The organism is Nonomuraea longispora (genome assembly GCF_004348345.1).
GTDB classification, from domain to species: Bacteria; Actinomycetota; Actinomycetes; order Streptosporangiales; family Streptosporangiaceae; genus Nonomuraea; species Nonomuraea longispora.
In genome coordinates this window covers 18,267-29,449 of record NZ_SMJZ01000105.1, presented here as the reverse complement: position 1 = coordinate 29,449, position 11,183 = coordinate 18,267, and the positions used below count along the sequence as shown (strand labels likewise).

General features: G+C 74.0%; 11 protein-coding genes. 6 read left to right on the top strand and 5 right to left on the bottom strand.

Going from position 1 to position 11,183, the window contains the following annotated elements; translation table 11 throughout:
• Positions 1-124: 124 nt before the first annotated feature.
• A complete protein-coding gene (locus tag E1267_RS25385) occupies positions 125-979 on the top strand; it encodes a PAC2 family protein (RefSeq protein WP_132335660.1) in 855 nt (284 codons plus the stop codon).
• Between the two features lie 541 nt (positions 980-1,520).
• On the opposite strand, the gene E1267_RS25380 is transcribed toward E1267_RS25385, so the two are convergent.
• Both E1267_RS25380 and E1267_RS25375 read right to left on the bottom strand, forming a co-directional pair.
• The gene (locus tag E1267_RS25380) at positions 1,521-2,273 is read right to left on the bottom strand and encodes a sirohydrochlorin chelatase (RefSeq protein ID WP_246064247.1); all 753 of its coding nucleotides are present in this window, start codon (positions 2,271-2,273) and stop codon (positions 1,521-1,523) included.
• Complete coding sequence (locus E1267_RS25375) at positions 2,270-3,421, bottom strand: uroporphyrinogen-III synthase (protein WP_132335656.1); 1,152 nt, start codon at positions 3,419-3,421, stop codon at positions 2,270-2,272. The genes E1267_RS25380 and E1267_RS25375 overlap by 4 nt, the downstream gene beginning before the upstream one ends.
• A 250-nt stretch (positions 3,422-3,671) precedes the next feature.
• On the opposite strand from E1267_RS25375, the gene E1267_RS25370 reads away from it, so the two are divergent.
• On the top strand, positions 3,672-4,157 hold the full coding sequence (locus E1267_RS25370; protein ID WP_132335654.1) for a peptide deformylase: 486 nt from the start codon (positions 3,672-3,674) through the stop codon (positions 4,155-4,157).
• Here E1267_RS25370 and E1267_RS25365 read toward each other — a convergent pair.
• Genes E1267_RS25365 through E1267_RS25355 form a run of 3 tightly spaced genes read right to left on the bottom strand, consistent with a single transcriptional unit; the run spans position 4,093 to position 5,943 of the window.
• On the bottom strand, positions 4,093-4,395 hold the full coding sequence (locus tag E1267_RS25365) for a WhiB family transcriptional regulator (protein WP_132335669.1): 303 nt from the start codon (positions 4,393-4,395) through the stop codon (positions 4,093-4,095). The genes E1267_RS25370 and E1267_RS25365 overlap by 65 nt on opposite strands.
• Positions 4,396-4,429: 34 nt before the next feature.
• On the bottom strand, positions 4,430-5,350 hold the full coding sequence (locus E1267_RS25360; protein ID WP_132335652.1) for a glycosyltransferase: 921 nt from the start codon (positions 5,348-5,350) through the stop codon (positions 4,430-4,432).
• On the bottom strand, positions 5,347-5,943 hold the full coding sequence (locus E1267_RS25355) for a D-glycero-alpha-D-manno-heptose-1,7-bisphosphate 7-phosphatase (RefSeq protein ID WP_246064246.1): 597 nt from the start codon (positions 5,941-5,943) through the stop codon (positions 5,347-5,349). Before E1267_RS25355 ends, E1267_RS25360 begins: the two co-directional genes overlap by 4 nt.
• A gap of 167 nt (positions 5,944-6,110) precedes the next feature.
• Between E1267_RS25355 and E1267_RS25350 the strand changes: the two genes are divergently transcribed.
• Genes E1267_RS25350 through E1267_RS25335 form a run of 4 tightly spaced genes read left to right on the top strand, consistent with a single transcriptional unit; the run spans position 6,111 to position 11,183 of the window.
• A complete protein-coding gene (locus tag E1267_RS25350) occupies positions 6,111-7,754 on the top strand; it encodes a carbamoyltransferase family protein (RefSeq protein WP_132335650.1) in 1,644 nt (547 codons plus the stop codon).
• Entirely contained in the window at positions 7,751-8,716 is a 966-nt protein-coding gene (locus E1267_RS25345; protein WP_132335648.1) for a glycosyltransferase family 2 protein, read from the top strand. Before E1267_RS25350 ends, E1267_RS25345 begins: the two co-directional genes overlap by 4 nt.
• Positions 8,713-9,987 (top strand): glycosyltransferase family 9 protein, encoded by a 1,275-nt coding sequence (locus E1267_RS25340; protein WP_342774879.1) that lies wholly within the window; start codon positions 8,713-8,715, stop codon positions 9,985-9,987. The genes E1267_RS25345 and E1267_RS25340 overlap by 4 nt, the downstream gene beginning before the upstream one ends.
• Entirely contained in the window at positions 9,984-11,183 is a 1,200-nt protein-coding gene (locus E1267_RS25335) for a glycosyltransferase (RefSeq protein ID WP_132335646.1), read from the top strand. The genes E1267_RS25340 and E1267_RS25335 overlap by 4 nt, the downstream gene beginning before the upstream one ends.

Genomic DNA, 11,183 nt, shown 5'->3' with positions numbered 1-11,183 from the left:
GGCGCCAGGAGGGACGTCGGAGGAGGGCCGGGGCGCCGGCCGGAGGAGGCGCAAAGGAGATCGGTGACGCTGGCGCCCCCGAACCGCATAGGCTTAGCGGGATGATGGAGAGAGGGGGCGACACGTGACAGAGCTCGAAGGGCTCCCCGAACTCGTCGACCCGGTGCTGATAGCCGCGTTCGAAGGGTGGAACGACGCGGGCGAGGCCTCCAGCGGCGTGGTCGCCCATCTCGAGTCCGCATGGAAGGCCGAGACGCTGGTCGCGCTCGACCCTGACGACTATTACGACTTCCAGGTGACCCGGCCGGTCGTGGAGATGAACGACGGGCTGGCGCAGTCGATCGTGTGGCCGACGACGCGGCTGCTGCGCGCCCGCCCGCCGGGCGTCGAGCGCGACGTCGTGCTGTTGCGCGGCATCGAGCCCAACATGCGCTGGCGCTCGTTCTGCGCCGACATCATCGGAGTCTGCCGCGAGCTCGGCGTGGAGCTCGCCGTGATGCTGGGTGCGCTGCTCAACGACTCACCGCACACCCGGCCCGTGCCCATTCTCGGCGGCGCGACGGACGAGGCGCTGGCGCGTTCGACCAACCTGGAGCTGAGCCGTTACGAGGGCCCGACGGGCATCGTGGGGGTGCTGCAGCACGAGTTCGGCCGGGCCGGCATGGACGCGGTGTCGCTGTGGGCGTCGGTGCCCCACTACGTCGCCCAGCCGCCCAACCCGAAGGCCACGGTCGCGCTGCTGCGCCGGCTGGAAGACGTGCTGGAGATCCCCCTGCCGCTGGGCGACCTCGACGAGGAGGCCCGTGCGTGGGAGCGCGGCGTCGACGAGCTGGCCGCGCAGGACAGCGAGGTGGCCGAATACGTCAAGGAGCTGGAGGAGCGCAAGGACGCCGCGGAGTTGCCCGAGGCCAGCGGCGACGCGATCGCCGCGGAGTTCGAGCGTTACCTGCGGCGCAGGGACCGCGACACCGACAGCTGACCTCGGAGCGCAAATCCCGGCATTATTCGCGGTTTCGGGTGATAATCGGTGCCTCGCTTGATTGCACCAAGCTGGAACTCCGGCTGTCGCCCCTTCCCGTCAACATCGACACCGCACTGTAATGCCTGATCAACCGACCGCGCACCGATAGGCATGCCATGGCGTTGTTCCGGTGGCGCGAGCGGGCATCGACTACTACATGGAGGTCCAGAGCGCGGCGCTGCCCGCCTTCACCTCCCCTGACGTGACGGTCCGCTTCCGCGAGGCGCTGCGAGGCGCCGGGCTCGGGCCGCGCACGGAGACGACGCCGCTCGCCGCCTATCTGGCCGCCGAGCAGCGGCTGGGCCGGGTGCGGGCCGACGCCGACCCTCATGCCAGCGCGCGGCTGCTGGTCGCCGGCTGCTTCCACCGGGCCTACATCGAGATGTTCGTGGGACGGGAGGCCGGGCCGAGCCTCGACGACAGCGCCAGGGAGATCGTGCGCGAGCTGCGCCTCGAACCCGTCCACGCCGGAAACCCCGAAACGCCGCCCGCCGACGGGTCACCGTACGGAACGCGCGCCTCGGCGGGTCGCGTGGCGAAGGGCCGGTGCGGCGGTCACGGAGTGCCCTGCCGGCGCGCGGCGGGAGCCGAGCGCCTCGTCGTAACGGCGCCAGACCAGCGCCGCCACGTCCGGGTCGGCTCCCAGCGGTTCGCTCACCGCCCCCGCCCCCGCCGCCGTCAGCCGGTCGTGGAAGAAACCGGGCGCGAGCACGTACGACGCGATCGCCACCCCCGCGGCGGCGCCCAGCCGGTCCACCGCCTCCTCCAGAGAGGGAGCGCCGGAGGAGGCGAAGGCGGCGGTGACCGGGCGCGCGAGGCGTACGGCGAGCCGGTGGGCGGCGGCGCGCACGTCGGCGAGCGCCGCCGCGTCGGAGGAACCCGCCGCACCGAGCACCACGGCGTCGTCCGCGCGCAGCCCGGCCCGCGCCAGCTTGCGGACGAGCGCCGAGGTGAGCAGCCGGTGCGGCCCCAGCCAGCCGGCCACCACCGCGTCGGCACGGCTCCGCGCGATCACCGCGGGCAGGTCGATGTGGACGTGGTAACCGCCGGCCAGCAGGAGCGGCACGACGACGACGGGACCGGGAACGGCGGGGAGCACCTCGGCCAGCAGCGGCGCGCTGATCTCGAGATGGCTCAGCGCGACCCGCCGTCCGGGACGCGCCCTCCTGACCGTCTGCGCCAGCGCCGCCAGGGTCCGCTGCCCCGCGGCGCTGCGCGTGCCGTGCGCGGCCAGTATGAGTGCGGGCGTCACAGGTTTGCCTCGTAGCGGCAGGCGAGCCGGTAGCCGCGCTTGACCACCGTCTCCACGATGCCGCTCGGCCCGAGTGCGCGGCGCAGCCGGGTGATGGCCATCTCCACCGCATGTTCGGCCGATTCGCGCGCCACGCTGCCCGGCAGCACGGTACGGAGGTCGGCGCGCGACACGACGTGCCCCGGTTTGTCGGCCAGACGTTTGAGCACCGCCATCGGAGCCGGCGGCAGCGGCCGCAGCTCACCGTCCACGACCACGGCGTGGCCGCGGATCTCCAGCCGGTGGTCGCCCGTCTCGAGCCTGGTGACGCCGTGCTCCGGCAGGTGCCTGGCCAGGACGCGGGCCAGCGCGCCGAGCCGGGAACGATCGGGCTGCAGTGTGGGCACGCCGCGCGCGGCCAGCGGGCCCGCGGTCACGGGCCCCACGCAGGCGGCCACCACGGGTCCGCCGAAGGCGGCCAGCAACGCGTCCTCCAGCCCCTCGGTGCGAGCCATGCCGAGCATGGCGTGCACGGCGGGCGCGCTGGTGAAGGCGACGGCGTCCACCGAGCCGGAGATCGTCTGGCTGACGAGGCGGCGCAGCGGTGAGACGTCACGGTACGGCAGCCACCGGTAGACCGGGATCTCGATCACCTCGGCCCCCGCCGCGCGCAGGTCGGCCACGAAGTCGCTGAGCGGCTCGCCGTGCTGCTGCACCGCGATGCGCCGCCCCCGCAGGTCCTGCGCCAGCAGGTACTGCTTGATCTCCTCGCACGACTCGGTGGCGGGCGTCCAGTGGTCGTTGAGCCCGGCCGCACGCACCGCTCCCCTGGCCTTGGGCCCGCGCGTCAGCAGGCGCGCCCTGGACAGGTGCTCGCTCAGGTCGGCGGAGAGCCCCCAGCCCTCGGCGGCGGCCATCCAGCCGCGGAAGCCGACGCCGGTGGTCACCACCACGTCGTCGAGCGGCCCGCCCAAGCTGTGGCGGGTCGCGGCGAGCAGGTCGGAGTCCTCGGCCAGCGGGACCAGCCGGATGGCGGGGGCGCTGACGACGCGCGCGCCGCGCCGCTCCAGCAGCGCCCCGAACTCCTCCCGCCGCCTGGTCGCGGTCACGCCGACGGTGAAGCCCGCCAGCGCGTCCGGCTCCGTCTCGGGGGACGAACGCTCGTTCATGCGGACACCTCCGGGTGCACAGGAACGCCCGGCCCGGTGAGTGGTCCTGCGCCCGGCCGGGCCCCGAGCCCCCGGCCAGGCATCACAGGCGTGAGTGACGCAAGTGAGATCACCCTCAGATACTGCTTCCGGGTGGTTTCGCCCCTGGGTCTCCTCTGTTACCGCTGTGCTACAAGGCCCGAACCTTCACGGTTGGCGCGGCGCCGCCGAGGGAAGCGTCCTTCATGACGACGGCTATCGGGGAGTGCTGGTGACGGTCCGGCCTATTCGCACGTTCGACGATCCGCTGCTGCGCTCGGTGGCGGCGCCCGTGCACGACTTCGACCGGGAGCTGCGGCGGCTGGTGAAGTCGCTGACGGCCACGATGCGGGCGGGAGCCGGCCGGGCCGGCCTGGCGGCGCCGCAGGTGGGAGAGCCGGTGCGGGTGGTGGTCTACGCGTACGACGGCAAGGCCGGCCACCTGGTGAACCCGCGCCTGGAGGTGTCAGAGCGGCGCGTCAAGGCCGACGAGGCGTGCCTGTCGGCGCCCGGAGTGTGGTGGCCGCTGGAACGTTCCTACATGGTCACGGCGCGTGGCCGTGACATGTTCGGCAAGCCGCTGACGGTGCGGGCGCTGGGCATCCTGGCGAGGGTGCTGCAGCACGAGGTCGACCATCTCGACGGCGTGCTGTTCAGCGACCATCTCGAAGAGAGCGAGCGGGCACGGTTTCTCGCCGAGGCGCTGCCGGCGAGCTGAGCCGGGAGGCGGCGACCGTTCTGAGCTCTCGCCGCTGTTCCGGGTCGGTGCCGCCCCAGACGCCGTACGCCTGCCTGGTGCTGAGCGCGTAGTCGAGGCACGCCTGCTGTACGGGGCATCCCCCGCAGACGTTCTTGGCCCGTTGGACCTGTGACTGGCTGGGACCTTCCTGGGAGATCGGGAAGAACAGCTCGGGGTCCAGGTCGAGGCAGGCGGCCCTGCGTGTCCAGTCGAGCATCATCATGGGCCGCGCCTACCCAGACGTCTGGCCGTCATACCTCTTCGAGCAGCCGGTCCCAGTCGGCGAGGAACCGGTCGAGCCCGTACCGCGCCAGAGCCACGGTTCTGGCGGCCTTTCCGGCCTGGCCTGCGCGTCCCGGATCGGCCACAAAATCGTGCAGCGCGGCGGCGAGCACGTGCACCTTGGTCGACAGGACGCCGGTCTCGGGCGGCACGGCCTCGATCGCCTCGGTGGCGGCCAGCGCGACGACGGGCATGCCGAGCGTCATGGCCTCGATGAGGGCGAGCCCGAGCGAGGTCCACCGGTAGGGATGCAGGTACACGCGGCGCCTGGCCAGCTCGCCGTGCATGACGTGCTGCGGCAGGTCCTCGTAGGTGCCGTACGGCAGGCCGTCCACCTTCATGCCGAACACGTCGAGGGGCACCCGCTCGGCGAAGCGGGGCAGCAGGTCGGTGCCGGCGACCCTGGCGCGGCGTACCGGTTCGTTGACCACGACGCCCGCCCGGGGCAGCTCGCCCGTGTAGAGGTGGCCGGGGTCGGGGACGCCGTGCTCGATGACGCGCGTGCGCGCCCGGCCGTTGTCCCAGTACAGCTCGTTGAAGTGGGTGACGTGCACGAGCGTGATGCCGCTCTGGCCGGCGAGGTGGTGGCGGGTGCGGGGCACGTCGCCCGCGGGGGTGTTGTGCTCGACGTAGACGCCGGGCACGTCACGGCCGAGCCACTCCCGTGCCAGGTCGATCTCGTGCGGGCGCTGGTAGACGACGACGTCCACGGGTTCGTCGCGCAGCCGGTCGTACGGCACCTCGCGGGCGGCGGCCGGCCAGTCGAAAGTGGCGGCGCGGCCCCGGCCGTCGGGGCCGCGGCCGGGGACGAGCGGGAGGACGTAGTCGTGTGCGCCCCGGATGAAGGCGCTGGTCCATGAGCCGTGCACGTGCCAGAGGAGGATCCTCACCAGCGGCTCCAGCCCATCGCCCTGGCCCAGGGCGCGGCCGCGGCCGGCACGGGCGCCTCTCTGACGTCGTTGAGCACCCGTTCGACGACGTCCGTCAGGTCGTCGGCGACCTCGGGGGCCTCGTCGATCTCCTCGGGCCGCGTCACCATGGTGGGGACGAGGATGCCCCGGGCTCCCGCCGCCCTGGCCGCGGCCATGTCCCTGCCGATGTCGCCGACCACCACGCAGTCGCGCGGGCTGACGTCGAGCACGGCGGCGGCCCTGATCACGAGCCCGGGCGCGGGTTTGCGGCAGGTGCAGCCGTCGCCGTCGTCGTGCACGCAGATCGCCCAGGCGTCGAACGGGCCGAGCAGTTCCTCCACCCTGGCGTTCACCTGGTCCATCTCGTCGGGCGTGACCAGCCCCTTGGCCACTCCGGACTGGTTGGTGACCACGGCCACCGGGACGTCCGCGCGCCGTAGCCGGCCGAGCGCCTCGGTCGCGCCCGGCATGGGCTCGACGAGACGTGGATCGCCGTTGTACGGAACGTCCCTGATCAAGGTTCCGTCCCGATCGAACAGCACGGCGCCGGGACGTCGCTTTTCGAACACCATTCACCTCCGTCGCGTGTCCCGCAGCTACCCGGCCCCTCCACCGACAAACAACTACTTAGCGTGACAATCCCCCGGCGGTGCGGCCCGTTTCCGCACCTCTCCCCGTTGCCAAATGTTTGAGAGCCGCTTCTGTCGGTAGCGGTTCTCGACATCTCTCGGGAGGGGCCATGAAGTTTCTCGGCATCAACGCGATCTTCCACGACCCGGCAGCCGCGCTCGTGGTCGACGGCGAGATCGTCGCCGCCGCGGAGGAGGAGCGCTTCAGCCGCCGCAAGCACGGCAAGCGGCCGCTGGCGTTCTCGGCTTGGGAGCTGCCCGAGCTGGCCGCCGCGTGGTGCCTGCGGGAGGCGGGTCTGTCCCCCGAGGACATCGACGCGGTCGCCTACTCCTACGATCCCTCCCTCGTCGTCCAGAAGCCGGAGGGCGACTGGGAGGACCTGCGCACGAGGTACGCCGTACGGGCGCCGGCGTTCCTGTCCACCGCGCTGCCCGGCCTGGACCCCGGCCAGGTCAGCTACGTGCCGCACCACGTGGCGCACGCCGCCTCCGCGGGGCTGGCCTCGCGGTGGACGACTCCAGGGCGGGACTGCGCGGTGCTGGTGTGCGACGGGCGCGGCGAGAACGTCTCCCACCTGGCCGGCCGCTACCGCGACGGCGAGCTGGAGGTGCTGGCCACGCAGGAGCTGCCGCACTCGCTCGGCCTCATGTACGAGGACGTCACGCAGCACCTCGGGTTCCTGCGCTCCAGCGACGAGTACAAGGTCATGGCGATGGCCTCCTACGGCACCCCCCGCCACCTGGACGCGCTGCGCGAGGTGATCTACACGACCGGGGACGGCGGGTTCCGCGTCGAGCCGGTCGACTGGGGCGGCTACGCCAAGGCCCTGCGCAAGGGCGCGCCCTGGACCTCCGACCACGCCGACCTGGCCGCCAGCGTGCAGGCCCGCCTGGAGGAGGTGGTGCTGGAGCTGGCGCGCTGGCTGCACGAGCGGACCGGCGAACGGCGGCTGGCGCTGGCCGGCGGAGTCGCGCTGAACTGCGTGGCCAACACCCGGCTGCTCGACGAGGGGCCGTTCGAGGAGATCTGGGTCCAGCCGGCGGCGGGCGACTCCGGCACCGCGCTGGGCGGCGCGCTGCACCTGGCGCACGCGTACGGCGAGCCGGCCGCGCCCATGACCGGCACGGCCCTCGGGCGCGGCTTCACCGACGAGGAGCTGGGCGCCTGGCTGGACGTGGCGCGCGTGCCCTACACCCGGCCCCGCGACCTGGCCGCCGCGGTGGCGGCCGAGCTTGCCGCCGACCGGATCGTGGCCTGGTTCCAGGGACGCTCCGAGTACGGGCCGCGCGCACTCGGCCACCGCTCCCTGCTGGCCCACCCGGGTCACGCCCGCAACACCGAGCGGCTGAACGACGTCAAGGGGCGCGAGCAGTTCAGGCCGATCGCGCCGATGGTGCTGGAGTCGCGGGCGGCGCAGATCTTCGGGCGGGGGCCGGTGCCCTCGCCGTACATGTTGTTCGTGCACGACGTGCGCCCCGACTGGGCGCCGCGCATCCCCGCGGTCGTGCACGTGGACGGGACGGCGCGCATCCAGACGGTCTCGCCGGGCGCCGACCCGCTGATGGCGCGGGTGCTGAGCGAGTTCGAGGCGCGTACGGGGCTGCCCGTGGTGGTCAACACGAGCCTGAACACGGCGGGGCGGCCCATGGTCGACGATCCCAGGGACGCGCTGGAGTGTTTCGGGTCGTCGCCTGTGGACGTGCTCGCGCTCGGGCCGTACCTGGTACGGCGCGGGGAGGTGTTCGCCTCGTGATCACCGTGGTGATCCCCACCATCGGACGGGCCACGCTCCTGGACACGCTGGCCGCCGTGGGCTCCGCCATGCCGGTGATCGTGGTCGACGACAGGACGGAGGCCGCGGGCGGTGTCCTTGCGTCGCTGCCCGGCCGCGTACGGGTCGTCCGCTCGTTCGGACGGGGGCCCGCCGCGGCGCGCAACGTGGGGTGGCGGGCCGCGGAGACACCGTGGGTGGTGTTCCTCGACGACGACGTGATCCCCGCGCCCGGATGGGCGGAGGCGGTCTGGAAGGACCTCGTGGACCTGCCCGACGACGTGGCCGGCAGCCAGGGGCGCATCGAGGTGCCGCTGCCGTCCTCGCGCCGGCCCACCGACGGCGAGCGGCACACCGGCGGGCTGTCCGGCGCGCTGTGGGTGACCGCCGACATGGCCTACCGGCGTCCGGTGCTGGAGTCGGCCGGCGGGTTCGACGAACGCTTCCCCCGGGCCTACCGGGAGGACGCCGACCTCGCGCTGCGGGTGAGGCGGGCGGGACACCGGCTGGTGCGCGGGCGGCGGCTGACGACCCATCCGGTGCGCGACGACGGGTTCTGGGCGAGCGTGCGTTTCCAGCGGGGCAACGCCGACGACGCGCTCATGCGGCGCCTGCACGGGCCGGGATGGCGCGCGGCCATCGGCGGCGGCCCCGGCCGGCTGCGCCTGCACGCCGCCACCACGACGGCAGCGCTCGCGGCGACGGCGCTGGGGGCGTCCGCCCTGCGCGAAGCGCCTGGCGGGGCCCGGCCCCGGTGGGCGGCGCAGGCGGCGGGGGCGGCGGCGCTCGCCTGGGGTGCGCTGACCGCGGAGTTCGCGTGGCGCCGGATCGCGCCGGGGCCGCGTACCCCGGCCGAGGTGCTGCGGATGGTCGTCACGAGCGTGGTGATCCCGCCGGTCGCCTGCGCGCACCGGCTGCGAGGGGAATGGAGGGCGCGGCGATGACCGCTCGCTGGGCGGAAACCGAGGGGTGCGGCCCGCACCCGTGCCGGACGCCGGGCGCGCCTGCCCGCGCGCCCGCCCACCCCGGCAGGCCCGGCAGGTCCGGCGGCGGCCGGCGCGCGGGGAGACGTGCGGGAGATCGCACGGGGACAGGCCGGCGCGCGGAGCGGGACAGGGCCGGGCACGACGGATCCGCGTTCGACACGACTGAGCACGACACGGCCGAGCAGGATCGGCCGGTGGCGGGCGGCGCGGGGCGCGGGCGGGTGCTCGTGGCACGCCTGGACGACGCCGGTGACGTGCTGCTGGCCGGGCCCGCCGTCAGGGCCGTGCGGGCGCTGGCCGCCGAGGTGGTCTTCCTGGCGGGCCCGAACGGCAGGGCCGCCGCCGAGCTGCTGCCCGGCGTGGACAGGGTGATCGAGTGGCACGCTCCATGGATCGATCACACGCCGCCGCCCGTCAGCAGGAACGACGTCGCCGCTCTCGTCGGCAGGTTGCGCGGCGTGGACGAGGCGGTGGTGCTGACGTCGTTCCACCAGTCGGCGCTGCCGCTGGCGCTGCTGCTGAGGCTGGCGGGCGTACGAAGGATCACCGCCATCAGCAACGACTATCCCGGCTCGCTGCTGGACGTCAGGCACGTGGTGGACGAGAGCCTCGACGTGCCGGAGGCGGAGCGCATGCTGACCGTCGCCGCGGCGGCCGGGTTCGTGCTGCCGGCGGGCGATGACGGGAGACTCGCTGTTCAACGGCCATTGCCGGATATTTCGGGCTTGTTGGGGAACTCGTCCGGGGCTGACAGGCGCACGTACGTCGTGGTCCATCCCGGGACCTCGGCCCCCGCCCGCACCTGGCCCGCCGGCCTGCACCGGCAGGCGGTGCGGGAGCTGGCCGAGGACGGGCACCAGGTCGTCGTGACCGGCACAGAACGTGATCTCACCGCCCACGTGGCCGGCGACGTCGCCATCGACCTGGGCGGGAGGACCACGCTCGCCGAACTGGCCGCCGTGATCGAGCACGCCGGCGTGCTCGTGGCCGGCAACACCGGCCCCGCGCACCTGGCCGCGGCCGTCGGCACTCCTGTCGTGAGCCTGTTCGCCCCCGTCGTCCCCGCGGCCCGGTGGGCCCCGTACGGCGTGCCCACGGTGTTGCTCGGCGACCAGCAGGCTCCCTGCAGGGGCAGCAGGGCACGCGCCTGCCCGGTCCCCGGGCACCCATGCCTGTCCCAGGTGACCGGCGAGCAGGTGGTGAAGGCAGTGAGGGAGCTGACGCAGTGAAGGTGGATCTCATCTCCGAGCACGCGGACCCGCTGGCCGCGGTCGGCGGCGTCGACGCGGGAGGCCAGAACGTGTACGTCGCCGCGCTGGCCGTGGCGCTGGCGCAGCGCGGGCACACGGTGACCGTCCACACCCGGCGCACCTGCGGCTCGCAGCCCGCCTCGGTGAGCATGGCGCCCGGTGTCACGGTCGAGTACGTCCCGGCCGGCCCGGCGGCGCCGGTTCCCAAGGACGAGCTTCCCCCGTACATGGCGGAGTTCACCGAGCGGCTGGCCGGCCGCTGGGCGGTTCGCGCGCCGGACATCGTGCACGCGCACTTCTGGATGAGCGGCCAGGCGGCCCTGCGAGCCGTCCAGCGGGCGGGCGTCGGCGTGCCGGTGGTCCAGACGTTCCACGCGCTCGGCACCGTCAAGCGGCGCTGGCAGGGCGAGGCGGACACCAGCCCGGCGCACCGGATCGCCACCGAGCGCGAGATCGCCAGGCGGGCCGACGCCGTGCTGGCGACCTGCACCGACGAGGTGCACGAGCTACGCGCGATGGGCGTGCCCGAGCAGCGGGTCGCGATCGTGCCGTGCGGGGTGGACCTCACCGCGTTCTGCCCCGAGGGGCCGGTCGCGCCGCGCACCGAGGGCGGCCTGGTGCTGAGCATCGGCAGGATGGTGCCGCGCAAGGGCGTCGACACGGTCGTCAGGGCACTGCGGGGGGTGCCGGGCGCCGAGCTGGTGATCGCCGGCGGCGGCGAGGACGACGCCGAAGCGGGCCGGCTGCGGGAGCTGGCCGCTGCGTACGGACTGGAGTGCCGCGTGCACGTGATCGGCAGCGTGCCGCGCAGTCACGTGCCGGCGCTGATGCGCTCCGCCGACGTCGTGGTGACCGTGCCGTGGTACGAGCCGTTCGGCATGGTGCCGGTGGAGGCGATGGCGTGCGGCGTCCCCGTCGTGGCCTCGGCGGTCGGCGGGCACCTGGACACGGTCGCGGGCGCGGGCGTGCTCGTGCCGCCGCGCCGCCCGCGCGCCCTGTCCCGGGTGCTGCGCGAGGTGCTCGGCGACCCGGGCAGGCGGGCGGAACTGGGCGCGGCGGGGGCGCGCAGGGCCCGTGAGAGATACGGCTGGGCCCGTGTGGCCGAGCGCACGGAGGCCGTGTACGCGCAGGTCATCGACGGCAAGGTCGGCCATCTGGCGGCCCTGGGGGGTTGA